The 18,445-nt window shown below is 43.7% G+C and carries 19 protein-coding genes; 14 read left to right on the top strand and 5 right to left on the bottom strand.

Annotated elements, in window-relative coordinates; genetic code table 11:
• The first annotated feature begins 24 nt into the window (after positions 1-24).
• The 5 genes from ACJVC5_RS16490 to ACJVC5_RS16470 are packed head-to-tail and all read left to right on the top strand — an operon-like array spanning position 25 to position 4,524.
• Positions 25-1,143 carry an ABC transporter substrate-binding protein gene (locus ACJVC5_RS16490; protein WP_408099250.1) on the top strand — a complete coding sequence of 373 codons (1,119 nt, stop codon included), beginning with the start codon at positions 25-27 and terminating at the stop codon, positions 1,141-1,143.
• Between the two features lie 12 nt (positions 1,144-1,155).
• Positions 1,156-2,058 (top strand): branched-chain amino acid ABC transporter permease, encoded by a 903-nt coding sequence (locus ACJVC5_RS16485; RefSeq protein WP_408096636.1) that lies wholly within the window; start codon positions 1,156-1,158, stop codon positions 2,056-2,058.
• Between the two features lie 2 nt (positions 2,059-2,060).
• Positions 2,061-3,065, top strand: a complete 1,005-nt coding sequence (locus ACJVC5_RS16480) for a branched-chain amino acid ABC transporter permease (protein WP_408096635.1) — start codon at positions 2,061-2,063, stop codon at positions 3,063-3,065.
• Positions 3,047-3,808, top strand: coding sequence for an ABC transporter ATP-binding protein (locus ACJVC5_RS16475; protein ID WP_408096634.1), 762 nt, complete (start codon positions 3,047-3,049; stop codon positions 3,806-3,808). The genes ACJVC5_RS16480 and ACJVC5_RS16475 overlap by 19 nt, the downstream gene beginning before the upstream one ends.
• Positions 3,808-4,524, top strand: a complete 717-nt coding sequence (locus ACJVC5_RS16470) for an ABC transporter ATP-binding protein (RefSeq protein ID WP_408096633.1) — start codon at positions 3,808-3,810, stop codon at positions 4,522-4,524. The genes ACJVC5_RS16475 and ACJVC5_RS16470 overlap by 1 nt, the downstream gene beginning before the upstream one ends.
• 33 nt (positions 4,525-4,557) lie before the next feature.
• On the opposite strand, the gene ACJVC5_RS16465 is transcribed toward ACJVC5_RS16470, so the two are convergent.
• On the bottom strand, positions 4,558-5,748 hold the full coding sequence (locus tag ACJVC5_RS16465) for an exo-beta-N-acetylmuramidase NamZ family protein (protein ID WP_408096632.1): 1,191 nt from the start codon (positions 5,746-5,748) through the stop codon (positions 4,558-4,560).
• A 64-nt stretch (positions 5,749-5,812) separates the two neighbouring features.
• Between ACJVC5_RS16465 and ACJVC5_RS16460 the strand changes: the two genes are divergently transcribed.
• From ACJVC5_RS16460 to ACJVC5_RS16430, 7 genes are all read left to right on the top strand, one after another.
• The gene (locus ACJVC5_RS16460) at positions 5,813-7,105 is read left to right on the top strand and encodes a TolC family protein (RefSeq protein WP_408096631.1); all 1,293 of its coding nucleotides are present in this window, start codon (positions 5,813-5,815) and stop codon (positions 7,103-7,105) included.
• Positions 7,102-8,052, top strand: coding sequence for an efflux RND transporter periplasmic adaptor subunit (locus ACJVC5_RS16455; protein WP_408096630.1), 951 nt, complete (start codon positions 7,102-7,104; stop codon positions 8,050-8,052). Before ACJVC5_RS16460 ends, ACJVC5_RS16455 begins: the two co-directional genes overlap by 4 nt.
• Positions 8,049-10,001 (top strand): ABC transporter permease, encoded by a 1,953-nt coding sequence (locus ACJVC5_RS16450; RefSeq protein ID WP_408096629.1) that lies wholly within the window; start codon positions 8,049-8,051, stop codon positions 9,999-10,001. Before ACJVC5_RS16455 ends, ACJVC5_RS16450 begins: the two co-directional genes overlap by 4 nt.
• 95 nt (positions 10,002-10,096) lie before the next feature.
• The gene (locus tag ACJVC5_RS16445; protein ID WP_408096628.1) at positions 10,097-10,858 is read left to right on the top strand and encodes a hypothetical protein; all 762 of its coding nucleotides are present in this window, start codon (positions 10,097-10,099) and stop codon (positions 10,856-10,858) included.
• A gap of 89 nt (positions 10,859-10,947) precedes the next feature.
• Entirely contained in the window at positions 10,948-11,742 is a 795-nt protein-coding gene (locus tag ACJVC5_RS16440; protein WP_408096627.1) for a thymidylate synthase, read from the top strand.
• Position 11,743: 1 nt separating this feature from the next.
• Positions 11,744-12,235, top strand: a complete 492-nt coding sequence (locus tag ACJVC5_RS16435) for a dihydrofolate reductase (RefSeq protein WP_408096626.1) — start codon at positions 11,744-11,746, stop codon at positions 12,233-12,235.
• A 419-nt stretch (positions 12,236-12,654) separates the two neighbouring features.
• On the top strand, positions 12,655-12,807 hold the full coding sequence (locus ACJVC5_RS16430) for a hypothetical protein (protein WP_408096625.1): 153 nt from the start codon (positions 12,655-12,657) through the stop codon (positions 12,805-12,807).
• 41 nt (positions 12,808-12,848) lie between these two features.
• Here the strand turns inward: ACJVC5_RS16430 and ACJVC5_RS16425 are convergent, their stop codons facing one another.
• The 4 genes from ACJVC5_RS16425 to ACJVC5_RS16410 form a co-directional block, all read right to left on the bottom strand.
• Positions 12,849-13,907, bottom strand: a complete 1,059-nt coding sequence (locus ACJVC5_RS16425; protein WP_408096624.1) for a hypothetical protein — start codon at positions 13,905-13,907, stop codon at positions 12,849-12,851.
• Between the two features lie 237 nt (positions 13,908-14,144).
• Positions 14,145-14,771, bottom strand: coding sequence for a hypothetical protein (locus ACJVC5_RS16420; protein ID WP_408096623.1), 627 nt, complete (start codon positions 14,769-14,771; stop codon positions 14,145-14,147).
• A gap of 226 nt (positions 14,772-14,997) precedes the next feature.
• Positions 14,998-15,750: a hypothetical protein gene (locus tag ACJVC5_RS16415; protein WP_408096622.1), complete on the bottom strand. Its 753-nt coding sequence runs from the start codon at positions 15,748-15,750 to the stop codon at positions 14,998-15,000.
• Positions 15,747-16,478: a hypothetical protein gene (locus ACJVC5_RS16410; RefSeq protein ID WP_408096621.1), complete on the bottom strand. Its 732-nt coding sequence runs from the start codon at positions 16,476-16,478 to the stop codon at positions 15,747-15,749. The genes ACJVC5_RS16415 and ACJVC5_RS16410 overlap by 4 nt, the downstream gene beginning before the upstream one ends.
• 112 nt (positions 16,479-16,590) lie before the next feature.
• Here ACJVC5_RS16410 and ylqF point away from each other — a divergent pair, with 112 nt between their 5' ends.
• Both ylqF and ACJVC5_RS16400 read left to right on the top strand, forming a co-directional pair.
• Complete coding sequence (gene ylqF, locus ACJVC5_RS16405) at positions 16,591-17,574, top strand: ribosome biogenesis GTPase YlqF (RefSeq protein ID WP_408096620.1); 984 nt, start codon at positions 16,591-16,593, stop codon at positions 17,572-17,574.
• 6 nt (positions 17,575-17,580) lie between these two features.
• On the top strand, positions 17,581-18,444 hold the full coding sequence (locus tag ACJVC5_RS16400; protein ID WP_408096619.1) for a JmjC domain-containing protein: 864 nt from the start codon (positions 17,581-17,583) through the stop codon (positions 18,442-18,444).
• Position 18,445: the final 1 nt, after the last annotated feature.

Below are 18,445 nucleotides of genomic sequence, written 5' to 3'. Positions count from 1 at the left end.
AAAATTAAGGAGACCAACTTGAGAGTGATTGTGCAATCCATTCTGTTCTTAATGCTATTAATCGCAATGGGCTGTCAGAACAAATCTGACAAAATCGTAATCGGTAACTTCGGTTCAATGACAGGAGCTGAAGCAACTTTCGGTATCTCAACTCGCGATGGAATTATTCTTGCGATGGAAGAATGGAACAAGGCCGGTGGTCTTCTTGGCAAACAAATTGAACTTAAAGCTTACGATAACCAAGGTAAGCCTGAAGAAGCTCGTCTGTCAGTAGAGAAGCTCATCAACATTGATAACGTTGTTGCTGTTCTTGGTGAAGTTGCCTCAACTCGTTCACTTGCGGGGGCGCCAGTTGCTCAACAATATAAAGTACCAATGATCACTCCAAGTTCAACAAACCCACTTGTTACTCAGAAAGGTGATTATATCTTCCGCGTTTGCTTCATTGATCCATTTCAAGGTGAAGTCATGGCGAAGTTTGCTTACAACTCTCTAAATTTTAAGAAGGCCGCTGTTCTTCGTGATTCGAAATCAGACTACTCAATGGGTCTAGCAACTTATTTCATTAAAACCTTCACGGCCCTTGGTGGTCAGGTCGTTGCAGATGAAAAGTATGTTTCTGGTGACGTTGATTTCAAAGCTCAGCTTACGAACATCAAGTCTCAACAGCCAGAGTTCATTTTCGTTCCTGGTTACTACACTGAGGTTGGTCTCATCGCTCGTCAGGCCCGTGAACAAGGTATCAAAGTTCCTCTTATGGGTGGCGACGGTTGGGACTCTGAAAAGCTAGTTGAAATTGGTGGCGAAGCTATTAATGGTTCATACTTCTCAAACCATTACACAGTTGAAGATCCACGTCCGGAAGTTCAAAACTTCATTAAAAACTACCAAGCTCGTTTCGGTTCTAAGCCAGATGCTCTTGCTGCCTCTGGATACGACGCTGCTGTGATCCTGTTCCAGACGATTAAATCAACTGGTTCTATTGATCCGAAAGCAATCCGTGATGGCCTTGCGAAAGTAAAAGACTTTAAGGGTGTAACAGGAATCATCTCGATTAATGAACACCGTGATGCTGTTAAATCTGCAGTGGTTCTTCAGGTTCAAGGCAAGAACTTCAAGTTTGTTGAGACGGTTAATCCTTAAAAAAGGTTTCGAGTGAACGAATTTATCCAACACACAATTAACGGCCTGGCCCTAGGGAGTATCTACGCTCTAGTGGCCCTGGGCTACACTATGGTATTCGGCGTTCTTCAGCTGATTAACTTTGCCCACGGAGATATCTTCATGGTGGGGTCTTTTATTGGACTCTATTTCATCAGATACTTCATGCCAAACGTCGAACCATCACTTCTAACTGCGCTAACAGTTATTCTTGTGGCGATGGTTGGTTCGGCCCTGATGGGAGTGATCATTGAGAAGTTTGCTTACAGACCACTTAGACGTGCTCCCCGTATTAACATTCTAATCACTGCCATTGGTGTGAGCTTGTTCTTAGAGTACGGTGGCCAGTTAGTGTTTGGTGCTTCACCGCAATTCTTTCCGGAAATTCTTCCTCGTAAAATGATTGATATTGGTAGTGACATCATTCTTGATTCAAACCAGCTGACGATCTTTATTGTTTCATTCGTTCTGATGCAAATTCTCTCGTTCCTGGTTTTCAAAACTCAGTTTGGACGAGCGATGCGGGCGATCAGCCACTCACTTGAAACAGCGAACTTAATCGGAATCAACGTCAACAAAGTGATCCTTATTACATTCATTATTGGAAGTTCTCTTGCTGGTGCAGCGGGAGTTCTTTACGGTGTTGCCTATCCAAAAATTGATCCACTTCTGGGAATTCTGCCAGGTCTTAAGGCCTTCATTGCAGCTGTTCTTGGGGGGATTGGTAACATCACAGGTGCAGTGATTGGAGCTATCCTGATTGGTCTATCGGAAACTTATGTGGCCGGTTACATCAGCTCAACTTATCGTGATGCCCTGGCCTTCGTGATTCTTATTCTAGTGCTCTTGATTAGACCGGCCGGTCTTCTTGGCTCTAAGAAAATCGAGAAGGTGTAATTATGGCCAAAAAATTAAATACCACCTTATTACTCACCGGAATTTTCTTTGCTTCGGCCATCGTTCTGAATTTCATCCTAAGTGGATTCTCGGTACAGATTGCGGATCTATTTTATGCAAAGCCTGGTCGTTTCTCTGGTTTGATTAGTCCGTATTATTATTCGGTTCTGATCATTCTTGGGATCAACATCATTCTGTCAGTGTCTCTGGCACTCCTGAATGGTTTTACCGGTCTCTTCACTATGGGACACGCCGGGTTCATGGCGATTGGTGCTTATACCTCGGCCTCAGTGGTTTCGTTTCTACTTCCTACGGCGCCATTTGCTGTTCAGTTGGCTGTAGGTAGTTTATCGGCCGGGATTATGGCCGCAGTGATTGGACTCATTATCGGCTCGAGTACTCTTCGTCTTGCAGGTGACTATCTAGGGATGGTGACTCTCGGATTCGGAGAAATTATTCGTATTATCCTCCTTAACATTGAGGCCGTGGGTGGAGCTCGTGGGATGACGGACATTCCGGTTTACATGAACCTGGGATCAGTTTTTCTTCTGACCATTCTTACAATTTTAGTGATCAAGCGAATTCGTGACGGACGTTTGGGCCGCGCGATGCTCGCGATTAAAGAAAACGAAATGGCCGCCAACATGATGGGGATCAACCCTCTCAACATTAAACTTAAGGCGTTTGTTCTTTCAAGTTTTATGGCCGGAGTAGCGGGATCATTCTTCGCTCACTCGGAAGGTTACCTTTCAACTCAAACTTTTACTTTCGTGAAAAGCTTTGAAGTTATCGCCATGAACGTAGTAGGAGGGCTCGGAAGTCTTTCTGGTGCGATTATGGGAGCGGGGATTTTGACTGTTCTTCCTGAGGGCCTTCGTGTGGTTCAGGACATTACAGGCATTGATCTTCGTATGATCATTTACGCTCTAACGATTATTTTAATTATGATCCTGCGTCCTCAAGGGATTATGGGTAATAAGGAATGGAAATGGCTTTCCTCGAAGTAGAAAATATGAGCCTTCAGTTCGGCGGGGTCAAGGCCTGTCAGAACGTGAACATGAGGCTTGAGCCAGGAATTTTATACGGTCTTATCGGTCCCAATGGTGCCGGTAAATCCACGATCTTTAACGTTCTCACTGGGATTTATGCGCCGACAACTGGTGACGTAAGACTCGGTGGCCAGTCACTGGTTGGTAAGAAACCCTTTGAGATTGCCCAAATGGGGATTGGCCGAACATTTCAAAACATTCGTCTGTTTAAAGAGCTTTCAGTTCTTGAAAATGTAATGACCTCTTTCTATTCGTCCTCAGAAACTTCTATCCGTGACATGATTTTCCAAAATAAGAAATTCAAGCAGGAAGAAGAAGAAATTCGCATGAAGTCCATGGAACTTCTGGACGTGATGGGAATCAAGGATCTCGCAGAAGTGCCGGCCGGTGGTCTTCCATACGGTAAGCAAAGAAAACTTGAGATCGCGCGCGCTCTGGGACTTAATCCGAAGCTTCTTCTTTTGGATGAGCCGGCCGCGGGTCTAAATCCGGCCGAGACAAGAGAACTTACAACTCTTATTCGTGATATTCAAAAACAGCGTCACATCACTGTGCTTCTCATTGAACATGATATGGGTCTAGTGATGAAGATCTGTGAAAAAATCTACGTTCTGGTACAGGGCCAGCTTGTCTGTGAAGGTGTGGCCGAAGTGGTTCAGAATGATAAACGTGTAATTGAAGCTTACCTAGGTGTCGATTAATGGAAATTTTATCAGTAGACGGATTGGCCGTTAACTTCGGAAACGTTCAGGCCCTAAAAGGAATCTCATTTAAGGTTCCTAAGGGAAAAATCGTTTCTTTGATTGGTGCCAATGGTGCCGGAAAAACCACAACCCTTAAAGCGATTTCAGGAAATGTGAAATCAATTGGCGCGGTTGTTTTTAATGGTCACCCAATTTCCAATCGTGAATCTTACCAACTAGTAGGCGATGGCCTTATTCACTGTCCAGAGGGCCGTGGGGTGTTCCCGAACTTAACTGTGATGGAAAACCTTCAACTTGGGATTGTGGGTCGTCATCACGCAAAGGTGAATTTTGATAAAAACCTAGAAATGGGATTTCATTATTTCCCAAGACTAAAAGAACGTATCAATCAAGTGGCCGGAACTCTTTCGGGTGGTGAACAGCAAATGCTTGCGATCGCTCGCGCCTTAGTCGGTGAACCGGATCTTCTTCTCTTAGATGAGCCAAGTCTGGGTCTTGCTCCTCAGGTCGTTAAACTCATTTTTGATATCATTGTGAAAATCAATAAAGACAATCAGACCACGGTTCTTCTGGTTGAGCAGAACGCGAAGCAAGCTCTCAAGATTTCGGACTACGCTTACGTGCTTGAAACAGGAAAAATTCTTCTCGAGGGAAGTGGTTCAAATCTTCTCGACAACGAAGACGTTAAGAAAATCTATCTCGGCGAGCACTAATAAAAAAGGCCCCTTTTTGGGGCCTTTTTGTTTTTAGTAAATTAAGCAGCTCTTACGCTCTTCCAGGAACTGCGCCTGGTTTTCTTTCATAATCGCTTGATACTCTTCTTCCGTACCACGCTTTTCAACCCAGTGACGAAGTTTATCTGTACCATTGATCAGATCAACTGGAACCTTGTGATATTCATACTCGTATGGAGGTTGTTTCCAGGCAAAGTCAGATCCTAGCTCATGATACATTTCGCGAAGAAGATACTGACATAGGCGCCATGGCTCGAACGTCTTACGATCAGTTACGTGAATTTGGTAACCACCACATGGTTTCCCCATATGCTTTTGGAAAGTTGGTAGGAACACCAGCGGACGAAGCACGAAACCTTTAAGATTGGCTTTTTCAAGAACTGGCTTAAGCTTTTCATGGAAACCGAAAGCTTCAATTTTAGGATGCCCAATGATTTCCAGAGAGCGAGTAGTTCCTCGGCCTTCAGAAATATTTGTTCCTTCATAAAGAACCGTTCCTACGAAAGTGTAGGCTGCTTCAATGGTTGGAAGGTTTGGAGAAGGAATGACCCATGGAAGTTTAGTATCTTCATAGCTCATCTTGCGATCGTAGCCCTTCATTTCAATTACTGTGAGCTTACAATCTTTTCCGCCCCAATACTTCTGGTGCATCTTCGCCACTTCACCCATTGTAAGTCCGTGACGAACTGGAATCGGGTGACGGCCCACGAATGAAGCGTAATTCATATCAAGAATATTACCTTCAAGAGTGTCGGCATCAATCGGATTTGGACGATCCAAAATCACCACTTCAATGCCTTTCTTCTGACAAGCTTCCATTAGAAGTGTCATGGTGTAGATGTAAGTGTAGATACGAGTACCCACGTCTTGAAGATCCACAAAAATGTGATCTAGCCCTTCCAGCATCTCATCAGTTGGAATACGAGTTTCCGAGTAAAGAGAATAAACCGGAAGTTTAAAATATGGGTGAACATAGTGGTTTGTCTCCACCATGTTGTCCTGAACGTCAGTCACGAAACCGTGCTGAGGCCCGAAAATCTTTTTTAATTGTGGGCCGAATACACGCTGAATAGCGATTAATCCATGCTCAAAGTTCTCAGTTACAGAGGCACTATGGCAGAGATAGCCAATGTTACCTTTGAACTTTTTTTGTAGATTTGTATCAGTTAATAAACGAGTAAGACCGGTTTGCACGATTGCCATATTTGCACCTCAAAATATGTCATTATTTTAGTGCAAATAAACTGGGATAAGGAATAATAAACGTATGTTTACTCGTATATTTGTGGGCCTTGCCTGCTTACCATGCCTGGGGTGGTCTGCTCAGTTAACGTGGAACGATGTCGTTAACATGGCAACCAAAGAGAACACCTCCCTTTCACAGGCCAATCAACAATACTTTGCTGCTCAGGAAAACGTCCAGGTTGCCCGTCGGGGTTATCTCCCTAGCATCCGAGCAAATATCTCGGCCACTCGCATTGGTTCCCGAGGAGGCGGAGGGATTGTTTCAAACGGCGTAATTTTAAATAGCAGCTCTAGTTCAGTTTCGAGCAATTATTTGGGTGCTTTAACTCTTAACCAAAATATCTTCAATGGCCTGGAAGACATCTCGAAAGTGGATCAGGCCGAATGGCGAGTAAAGGATCTTTTCTGGAACCGCGAGAGAGTGAAAGCTGACTTGAGTTACAACTTAAAGCAGGCCTTCGCGAATCTCTTGTACGCTCAGGAATATCTAAAACTCACGGATGACATCATTGAGCGCCGGGAAAGTAATTATAAGCTAGTTTCCATTCGTTATGATAATGGCCGTGAGAACAAGGGGTCAGTGCTTTTATCTGAGGCCTATCTCGAACAGGCCAAGTTAGATAATATCGCCGCACAAGACGCTCTTCGTGTGGCCCGTTCAACTTTGCTCTCATACTTAAATCGTGAAGGCTTTGATGATTATGAGGCCACTGGTGATTTGCCCCTTGCGAACATTGCCATCAAAGAAAATGAGATTATTAATCTCGCCACTGAGACACCTGATTACAACCGAGCTGTGACAACTGAGAAAATCGCCTCAAAAGAAATCACCATTGCTCGCTCAAATTTCCTACCAAGTCTTGATTTAGTTGGAAACGTGACAAGACAGGATCAAACGTTTTTTCCAGCGAGAGATAATGAACGCTGGTCTATGGCCCTGACTCTTTCGATTCCGATTTTTGATGGATTCGCTGATTACAGTGCCACCAAGTCGGCGATCTTCTCTAAATACGCGGCCGAAGAACAAAAGCGCACCACATTCTTGAATCTCATTCCGCAGATTAAGCAGGCGCAAACTCTCGCCAAACAAAGTGATATTAAACTGAAAGTAGACACGAAGTTTAAAGAGGCCAGTGCCACTCGTGCCGAAATTTCTCGTATCAAATACAATAACGGTCTTCTGACTTTTGAAGACTGGGACATTATTGAGAATGAACTCATTACAAGACAAATTACATATCTTCAAAGTAAACGCGACCGCGTGATTCGTTACGCGAACTTTGAGAAAGTGATAGGAAAAGGATCTATTCCATGAACAAGAAGCTCATTGCCCTCTTGGTTGTGATTGTTGCTCTCGCGGGAGGCGGAGTTTTTTATTTCTCTCGTAAGACCGGTGAAGAGTATGTTTTCACTCCTGTTCAAATCAAAAAAGGTGATCTTAAAGTCACTGTAGACTCTACAGCAACAGTGAGCCCACAAAACCGTTTGGAGATTAAGTCTCCAGTGGCCGGAAGAATTGAAGAAATCCTGGTGAAGGAAGGGGACGTCCTTAAACGTGGGGACATTCTTGCTTGGACCAGTTCAACGGAGCGAGCGGCGCTTTTGGACTCTGTTCGCACCAAAGGTGATAAGGAATTTAAGCGTTGGCAGGATCTATATAAACCAACTCCAGTGATTGCTCCGATTAATGGAACGCTCATTTTAAGAAGCATGGAAACGGGCCAGAGTTTTACTCCCACCGATGTGATCTTCACGATGGCCGATCGCCTGACGGTGAAAACTCAAGTGGATGAAACCGATATTGCTCAAGTCAAAAATGGTCAGCGCGCTCTTATTACTTTGGATGCCTATCCACAAAATCCTGTGAGAGGGAAAGTGGTTCACGTGGCCTATGATTCAACAGTCACCAATAACGTGACTACTTATGTAGTGGATGTTCTTCCGGATGAAGTGCCGGATTTCATGCGAAGTGGGATGACTGCGAATGTGAATATTGTGGTTCAGGACAAAAAAGATGTTCTGATTGTTCCACTGGCCGCGGTGACTTCCACGGATGAAGGAAAGTTTGTCGAAATAAAACAAGGTGAGAAAATTACTTCTGTTCCGATTGAATTGGGTCTTGATAATGGTCGCATGGCCGAAGTGGTGAAAGGACCCCTGGAAGGAGAGACCATCCTGATTCGAAGTCTCGCTCTTAAAGGGAAGCAGCAGGCGAAGAATCCCTTTATGCCACAAGGGCGCGGTGGGAGAGGCAGACGTTGAGCACACTCATCGAGCTTAAGGACATTACGAAAGTCTACACCATGGGTGAGAACAAACTCACGGTGCTGGATCACGTGTCTCTTAAAATTGATGAAGGAGATTTTGTGGCGATCATGGGGCCGTCTGGTTCCGGAAAATCCACTCTCATGAATCTCATTGGTTGCTTAGATGTATCGACTTCTGGCCAATACATTTTTGATGGCCGTGATATTTCAAATTACAATGAAGATGAACTGGCCCTTTTTCGTCGGCACGAATTGGGTTTTATCTTTCAACAGTTTAATCTTCTTTCTTACTTTGATGCTGCGGAAAACGTGGCGCTGCCTCTTTTGTATTCAGAAGGGAAAATCGAAAAAGAAAAATCCCATCACTTATTAAGTCGAGTGGGACTCGAGACTCGCGCGGACCATCTGCCGCGTGAAATGTCCGGAGGTCAGCAGCAGCGTGTGGCGATTGCTCGTGCGCTGATTAATAAACCCAAACTCATCTTGGCGGATGAACCCACCGGGAACCTTGATTCTCAGAGTGAAAAACAGGTGATGGAGATCCTTCGCGAGTTAAATGCCATGGGCATGACGATTGTGATGGTGACTCATGAAGATGAAATCGGGGAGCAGAGTAATCGCATTATCAGAATGCGCGACGGGAAAATCCTCTCGGATACTCGTAATAAACCTTTGCCTAAAAAACCAGAAATCGAAGTTTCACTTAAAGAGAAAAAGCATGGAGTGCTTTCTCTGGAAGAACACTTTCGCCAAGGCATGAAGCAACTCATGTCGAATAAGATTAGAACATTTCTTTCGGTGTTAGGTGTTCTCATCGGTGTAGCATCAGTGGTGACCATGATGGCGATTGGGACCGGTGCTCAGAAGGCGATTGAGTCTCAGCTTTCGAGTATGGGGGCCAATCTTCTGATGGTTCGAACCGGTGTCATGAGATCGGCCGGTGCCGCCTCTCAGGCCGGTGCCACAGCTCTCCTTTATGAGGAAGATGCAGACGCTATTCGAAATAAATTTCCTCAGATTGTGGATGCGGCATCAAGTTTAGAGGGACGCGGACAAGTCGTTTATAAAAATAAAAATTGGAACTCATCAGTCCTTGGTGTGGGCCAGGAATATTTTGATCTTCGTTCGATGAAGGTCATGGAAGGGCGACGTTTTTCTGAGGAAGAAAATCGTAAACGTGCTCGTGTCGCTTTGATTGGTGCGACTGTTTACCGCGAACTTTTCGGAGGGAAAAACGCTCTGGGAGAGTTCATTAAAATCAATAAAACCAATTTCCAAGTAGTAGGTCTCTTAGAAGAAAAAGGTTCCAGTGGTTTTCGCGATCAGGACGATGTGATCCTAGTTCCAATTGAAACGGCCAAGCGCCGTCTTTTCGGTCGCACAACCATTGATTCGATTGATGTACAGATCGCAGCTGAGACAGACACAACAGGTTTAGAAGAGGAGATCAGAACATTTCTTAATAATCGCCATAAAATCCCAATCGCGTCTCAAGAAGAGGCCTTCCGTGTATGGAACATGGCCGACATGAAAAAGGCAATTGAGGCGAGTACTCAAACCATGACTGTTCTTCTCACGGTCATTGCCGCCATTTCTCTTGTGGTAGGTGGTATTGGAATCATGAACATCATGCTGGTTTCAGTGAAAGAGCGAACCAAGGAAATTGGGCTTAGAAAGGCCGTGGGAGCAACTGGTAAAGATATTTTGAATCAATTCCTGGTGGAGTCCGTTGTGGTGGGCATTGTTGGGGGAGTCATGGGGATTCTCACTGGTGTGACTTTCGCCGTCGTTCTGAATGCGTTTTCTGGTTGGTCCACCTCAATTTCTCTAATGAGTGTGGTCATTTCTTTCGTGTTTTCTCTCGTTATTGGACTTCTTTTTGGGGTCTATCCGGCCCGAACGGCCTCAAAACTTCATCCTATTGAAGCCTTACGTTACGAATAGTGATTTTTGTCATTTTTTTGGCGCCAAAATCGGTTTAAATTCTCTGCCGTTCAGTCTAAGCTAATGCCAATTTATTGTTATTAAAAGGTAGTACTATGAAGCACTCATTTCAGAACTTTCAAATCGATCACATGACTCTTCTCCTTCAGCCTCGTCTTTATCACGTGGCCTATGTGATTTTTAATGTGATTTTCGGCGTGCGTCCGGAAGATATTCTGTATGACAAAAGAAAAGAATGGATTCCAGGTGAAGGCGAGAAGTCTCTGACTTTCGCGGCCAAGCTGGGTGAGGCCAATAAAGACGATAAGGCCAAAAATAAAACTATCGTGGCAATCGTTCAGCCGTCAGAACCGATGAGCCAGCCGTCTCACGTGCGTGAGATGCTAGATTCTCACAATGCCGCTGCTCTTTATCAGCACATGGCCCTCAGAACTAATGATCTACTGGCCTTTCATAAATTTGCCACTGAGCGTGGTGTGAATTTTATTACTCCTATTCTAAAAGACGAGGACGAAGATCTTATCCAGGTGTTCTCGGGTGAGTGGTATTATCCGGGAATTCGCTCAAGTGCGATGTTCTTTGAATTCATTCAACGAAAACCGGCCGCAGAGACCCTAGATGCTCTTCAAAAGGCCAATAAAGAACTATGGTTTAGAGATGAGACGTTCTTGGGCCTTTATGGTGAGAAAGAGCGTGAATACCAGAGCGGAAAAGTTACTCCATTCATTGATTTTGAACTTTTCGAGCTGATTGAAAATGAAATCAAAGGCATGAAAACGTTTGAAATGGGTCAAGAGACCATGGACCGTTGTGAAAAAATCATGATGGACTATGCGAAGAAGAAAAACACTAAATAGGCTGTCAAAAGATTGTCGTTCGGGTGTTGTTGATCAATCCCTAGTATGTTTGGTATTCTTTTAATACACAAACACACACGGAGGGGCAGATGAAACAATACCACGAACTCATGCAAAGAGTGCTGAGTGAAGGTGTGAAAAAAGAAGATCGCACCGGCACAGGAACCCTATCTGTTTTCGGACATCAAATGCGCTTTAATCTTAACGAAGGTTTTCCTCTCGTTACGACTAAAAAGTGTCACATGAAATCAATCATCCATGAGCTCCTTTGGTTCTTAATGGGTGAATCCAACATCAAATATCTCAAAGACAACGGCGTTTCGATTTGGAATGAATGGGCCGATGAGAACGGTAACCTTGGGCCGGTTTACGGCGTTCAATGGAGAAGCTGGAAAACTCACGATGGCCGCACTGTTGATCAGATTAAAAATCTCATCGACATGATTAAGAAAAATCCAGACTCGCGTCGCTTGATTGTGAATGCTTGGAACGTGTCTGATGTCGACAATATGGCCCTGCCTCCTTGTCACACGATGTTTCAGTTCTACGTAGCGAATAACAAACTCTCTTGTCAGTTGTATCAGCGCTCAGCGGACATCTTTCTGGGAGTTCCATTCAATATCGCGAGCTACGCTCTCCTCACTCATATGGTGGCGCAGGTTTGTGGTCTTGGTGTGGGTGACTTCGTTCACACTTTTGGTGATGCTCACTTGTACATCAATCACCTTGAGCAAACTCAAGAGCAGTTGAAGCGTACTCCTTACGCTCTTCCGCAAATTAAGATCAATCCAGATGTGAAAGATATTTTCTCTTTCAAGTTTGAGGACTTTGAACTTGTGAACTATCAGGCCCATCCACACATTAAAGCTCCAGTGGCGGTGTAAAATGAGAATTTCACTTATTGTGGCAAAAGCTGAGAACAATGCCATTGGTTTGAATAATAAGCTTCCTTGGCATCTTAAAGAGGACCTTCAGAACTTTAAAAAGATCACGATGGGTCACCATATTCTTATGGGGAGAAAAACTTTCGAATCAATCGGAAAACCACTTCCTGGAAGAATGAGTCTGGTGATTTCCTCTGAGCCAAGAGCAAATCAAGAAAGTGTGTTCTGGTTCACTTCGATTTTTCGCGCCATCAAGCAGGCCGAAAGAAACGGTGAAACTGAACTGTTTATCATTGGCGGAGAAAAAATCTACAAATACGCTCTCTCGTTAGTTGATCGAATTTATCTCACAGAAGTAAAAGGTGAAGTCAAAGGAGACGTGTTTTTTCCTCAGCTATCTCTTAAGAACTGGAAGAAAATTTCTGAGCAAAGCTTTTCAAAAAACGCCGACAACGATCACGATTTCACTTTTCAGGTGCTTGACCGCCGCTAACTTTAAAAACATTTAGAATAAGACCACTCCCAGTCTGGGAGTGGTCTTTGTTATAATGACTTCACCGGGGATTTAAGGGCAGCGCCTTAAATCTATGCAAAAGAAAAGGTAATACTTTTCTGAGGGCAGACTGGAAAAATGGTCATCAAAGATGACCATTTTTTTTATCTTCTTATTAACTTCAAGAATTATTCATTCAGAGGTTCGACCAAAGTATTTTGGTCTCTTCGTTCTATTCTGATTTTCATTGAAAAAAGAGTGTGGAGGCGGGCCTATTTAATCAGTCGAATTTTTTAAGTCCTGAAGATCATTTCAACCTTCACAAAAAATTTAAACCTCGGATTCATTAGGGTTGTCTGAAGATTATCTGCCCTTCAAAATGAACGAATCTTAAATCAATAGAACTTGGAGGTTCTAGGATGGAACGTAAATCAACACTTTGGAAAAATTTTTTGCTTCTAACAGTGGGCAGTCTCCTTGCCCTCCACTTAAATGTGTCAAAGGCAGCGGACGACAATTCTGGTAACACAAGCTCAGATGCCTCTGAATCTTGCACACTGGAAGCAGAATAATTTTTGATCCAAGCTCCAGGGGCCATCTGCAGGGTGGCCTCTTATTTAATTAATTCATTCAGTCCTGATAAATATCCCGTAAATTTCTCGACCTTATTCATCGTCCAAATAAAATCCGGACGATCTCTTGATATCCATTTCCCATCAATCATATTGCCACTGGGAGTGAGTTCTAGCTCGTACTCAAGTTGTTGCTTGGAAATGATATGGGCGAGGGTGCCGATGGTGGGAGTCCAGGAGTTCTTGAGAGTGACATCCACATAGTAGAGCGAAGTCCTTAGAGTCACTTTTCTGTTTCTTCCTTTTTTTCTGATGTCTTTTATGATCTCACTTTTGAATGAAATGATCGGGTGGTTCCACACTTCAAGATAACGATCAATGTCCATGATAAAACTTTCGCCACGAAGGCCCAGTTTGTTTGCGATGACGGTGTGAAAATCAACTGGAGTTAAGTCTTCATTGCAATTGTCGTCATCTAAGAGTTTATAGCGTTCACAGCGACGTCCGAGTTGGAAAGTGTCCGGCACAGTCTCAAGTGAATAGTAGTAAGTAAGCAGGGCCTTAATGTCCGCTGATCCAAAAGGAATAAGAATTCCATCAGGATTCATCATGGTTTTGGGTGTTGGCTCACTGTGATTCATGCTGGCCCCAGACCAACCGTGACAAAGTCCTTCCCAGTCGAGGGGTCGTTCAGGTAAATAACTTTCAACCAGATTTTTTAGAAAATAGTCATAGCGGCCAAGCCATAGATCATATTTCTCTGTGGGTGAGAGTTGTTTTAAGTCCTCTAATGAATACTTTTTTAAGTCTCGTGGGTGGGGAGAAGTATAATGACGAGTTTCATGGTTGGGTGAGTTCCAGCGATAATTAACTGATCCAAATTTGAGTCTCCACGAATCTCCTGACCAGAATTTTTTTTGGTCTTTAATTTCTCCTGTCATTGGCAGGTAATTAAAGTTCATGAACATGTTTTGATCAAGATAACGACCTTCTATCACGCCTTCTTTAAGGGCATTTTTCGTTTTATCCTTTTCATTTGATTCGGTGATGGGCTTTCCACATCCTAAGAGAAACAGCAGCAGTATAAAGAGTCTTATCATGAAGATCCTCCGCAGCTTTTTGCGATGCAATTTTGTAGCGGAGGTCTTCTGCATTTTGCAAATTTGAGAGATGAAATTCAGTCAATCTTAAGACGAAATTTGGATGATTCACTCTTCCATCGCGGAGTGTGAGGTCTTAAAATTTGTTCATGCCGGAACCATTGGAAGAAAAGGGTTAGACCCAATTCCGAAGATGCGCCGGAAAAAGGTCACGTCGCTCGTGGCCTTTTTTTATTTCTAAAATGTAGGTTGGAATCCAAGTTGCCCTGGTACAAACACCGGTCTCATTCCTTGTGACTTGACCCAATCAAGGAAGGGAGGCGCTGGAGCTCTCCAACCTTCCCACTCAAATCTCTGAGCGACATATCTCATGACTAGTTCCAAAAAATCTTTATCGTTACCATAGGGCATGCTGAGAAGGTTCAGCATATCATCGTCGCCCACATAGAGTTTTACCTTTCTCCCGGAGACTTCAACTGGTTTAATGGCGAAGCTTAGACCTTCGGCCATTTCATCGTTAGGATCGTGTTTAGGTGCATGAGGATGACTGAAGAAGGGATGAGGTTCAAAATCTCTCTCTTTCCAATCGACGGAGATTTCGTGACGTTGTAACCATCGGAGGAATGCTCGACCTTCACCTAATTCTTTTTCTTCTTTGGCGCCACTGGCCCGAAAGCCGCGATAAGCGCGAACAAAAGAAACTTTATCAGGCATATTTCTTCGCAGTAATAATAGGGCATGACGGTCACCGAATTTCGGTTCCCAATAGCGGCCTTCGGCCCAGACTTTCGCAAATGTGACGATAGGATTTGGTCGTTCTAAAACTTCGGAAATCCCACCCTGGATTAGAGAATTAGTCATCATAGACTATCTCGACACTCTTTCTCTGAATATTTAACCAGGAATTATCTTTATGATTAGATGAGGTATCCTAATGAAATTATTAAGGATAAGAAGCTGTTGAAAGTGACTGGGGTTTCATAGAATGAAGTTGAATCTACGATGGACCATTTGAGAGGATGGGACATTGGTCAAGGAAACTTCGAAAACGTAGATTCGCAAAAAACGGCCACAACATTTGTGGCCGTTTTTATTTATACCAACACAGCGGTCGCTGATTCGATTCACATTCATTTTGAGAGGCATCATCAAAATCAAGACTAAGCTTTTGCATCTCATTGCAAGCAGAAGCACTAACAATTGTATCCAAACGACATTGTCTTCCTGGATATGAATCTCGAATAAGAACAGGTGTTTCTTCTTCGTCTTTCACTTCACAAGAAATCGGAAAATCATAATTGAGATTTAAGAAATCAACTCCCGCAAGAGCACCCCTTAAACAGAGTTGATCATCACCGCACTTGGCTTTGAGATTTGGTCCAATCCGGGCCATATTGGCCGGAATGATATTGTCGCCCTCAGCGAGTTTAATCATTTCTTTGAAACAAGAAAGCCCCGCATAGTAATCGGCCTGGCCTTCACTACTTAAAAAACTCATTCCATCATGGGCAACAGGACCTTCCCATTCCATTGGTATGTTCTTACGAGGAGCACCTCCAAAGAGATGTCCCAGCTCATGACAAATGATCATGCGAAGACCATCTGGAGTCAGCCTCGGGGATGAAAGGAGTCCTGAGTTCACTACAACTTTTAATTCTTGAAACTGATGATCGGCACTGGCCCCAGCACTCTGGTCTTCTGAGATTTCAAAATTAATGGGTTTACCAAATGTGGCCCATGAAACTGGTTGATACAAAGAGTTTGCATGAGAAATGATATCTGTGCTCCAATTAGCTTGGACATTAAATGTTAATCCTATTAGAAGAACTCCTAAAAACTTCATTTGGCAAACCAACAAGCTGGACGAGGCCGCCCTAGGCTTCCCTGAAAGAGAGTATCAATTCGGCATTGGGTATCGGGATAGCTATTGAAGGTTGTGACCTTGACTTGTTTTTTATTGGGAGTTTCAATTGAAAGATTTTCTTTGTATTGAGACAGATGCTCAAGCATGGCTGCAAATCCTTCAATACCCTTGTTTGTGTTCAAGCATACAAGGAAGTCTAATTCATTCGAGTAGGTCGTTCGGCAAAGAGTGAAGGCAGTTTCAGAAAGCTCTTTTGGAACCGTTAGTTTCTTCGTCCGGTTCACAAATTTAAAATAGTTCTTCATACACACCGAGGTCGCATAGTAATCACTTTGACCTTCGGCCGATGACCAAAGAAATTCTTTGATTTTAATTTTCGGTGTACCACCCAGAACGTGGCCCAGTTCATGACAAGCGGTGATGGCGAAGGCCTCATCATTCATACCCGGGATACGAGCGAGGCCTCCCCAGAAATTTAATGTGTATTCGTTTTCTTTTTCTCGATTGGCCCAAGCGGTAAAGTATGGCTTCACCCAATCAGTGGTGACAACCACAGAGGCCTTGATTTTTTTAAGGTCTTTAATATGAATGGCATGAATGATATTCGGAATCGTCAGAAAGCTATTTTGAGTAACAGTCGATGTCGTTTTATCGGTTACCAGAACCTGATAGCGATAGGTATCTGGGTAATCATGTGCCCAAGCCAATTGTGAGAGTAAAAGGAGGCAAAAAACCAGGGATTTCATAGGGAAAAAGTACCATGAAACCAGATTCCAAGACCTTTTCGGGTAATTTCTTCATAGGAAATGGGCCCCTTAAATGCTACAAATGCTTATGAATCCAAATAAGAAGTTCAATAAGCCGGGCAATAGACCCGCTACTAAGCCAGCACCTAAACCTTCTAAGCCGAAGTCCGAGCCGATTAAGATTAAAATCGACGCTGAACCGAAGGCCGCTTTTAACTGGTTTCCTGGTCACATGCTTAAGGCCATGCGTGAAATCAAGGCCAAGATCAATGCCGTTGATCTGGTGATTGAAATCCGTGATGCTCGAGTTCCTATTGTTTCTGGTAACCCAACTTTATGGGAAAGTATTGGAAGTAAGGCCCGCTTGATTCTTTTGAATAAGGCCAATCTCGCTGATCCATCTGCCGTTGCTAAATGGGACGCCTGGTTTAAGGAACAAGGTGAGCCCTATCTTTTTGTGAACTGCTTGGATAAAACTTCGCTTAAACAAGTTTTGAGCTACGCTCGTAAAATCATCGAAGATAAACGTCGTGCTTGTAACAACGAAGTTGAGCAAAAGTCCAAATACGGTTTTATGATTATCGGTCTTCCGAATACAGGGAAATCGACCTTCATTAACTCAGTTGCTAATCGTAACGCTACTAAGAAAGCGGACAAACCTGGTCAAACTCGTCATCAGCTCTGGGTTGATGTGGATGAACATCTTCAGCTTCTCGATACTCCAGGAGTTATGCCTCCTGAGGTCGCAGTGGAAGAGCATCGCTTTTGGTTAAGCGCCATTAACGCTATCCCTGATGAGATTATCGGCGAAGAAGATCCGGCCTGCTATCTAGTAAGGTTTCTCCTTAAAAACAAATCTGAGGCCTTTAAAGAGCGCTATAAGCTTGAATCTTTCGATATGAGCTTAGATGACACTTTGACGAGGATTGCGACCGTTCGTGGTTGCTTAAAGCAGAAAGGACTTCCTGATTTAGACCGCGTGTTCAAACTCATTCTTTTGGATTTCAGAGCAGGCGAGTTAGGGAAAGTTTGTTTTAGTCTTCCTCCAAAAATCTAGGTCATTATGAAAACTGGTTTAGCGGCCCTCGTGAATTCATCGGCCGAATTTCAAAAGGCATTTAAAGAGAATCGCGCTTTTGTTGTTCACAATAACTTTGAAAATTTGAGACCTCTAACGAGTCTTCCATTTCTAAATTCTCTCGATGATCTTTTGAATTCCTGGCCCATGCCGATTCAGGCCCATCTCCCGGATGTGCGTGATGAAGCAAGTTCCATTGACACCACTAACAAAGACGCTCGAAAGCTGTTTGATAATGGCATGGGACTTCTCTTCAATCAGGCCCATCTGATTTCTCCTGTTTTGACTTCATGGCTGGAAGAGATTCGGCAAAACCTTGGTCTTCCGATCATGACCATTGGTCGTTGTCTCATGTATGCCACTCCAGATGGAAAGGGCACTGCTCCTCACTTTGATCAGAATATAAATTTCGTCATTCAAGTTCATGGCACGAAGAAGTGGATCATGGCCCCGAATGAAACGGTCGAAAATCCTTTGACCAGACATACGATGGGTCTAGAACCTGATCCGGAACTCGCAAGTTATCTAGAAGCTCCTATGCCGACCAAGATGCCAAAAGAAACTGTGAGCTTTGAATTAAAACCGGGGTCAGTATTGTTTGTTCCTCGTGGTATTTGGCATGAGACAGAAGCCGCTGGAGATGCTCTTTCACTTAATTTCACTTATACAGCACCGTCTTGGATTGATCTCTTCACCACGGCCTTAAGAGGACGTCTGGCGCAGTCTCCGGAATGGAGAGCAATGGCGAATAAGTCTGAGGTCGAGTTGGATGCATTGTTGGATATGATTAAGGCCGATCTTCCTCATTGGAGAGCGAGAGATATTTTAGATGTAACCTCTTATTCCTAGT

It is taken from the genome of Peredibacter sp. HCB2-198, assembly GCF_045999315.1.
In the GTDB taxonomy this organism is placed as follows: domain Bacteria; phylum Bdellovibrionota; class Bacteriovoracia; order Bacteriovoracales; family Bacteriovoracaceae; genus Peredibacter.
Note: the sequence above shows the minus strand (reverse complement) of the source record. Positions and strands in the feature narration are given on the sequence as shown.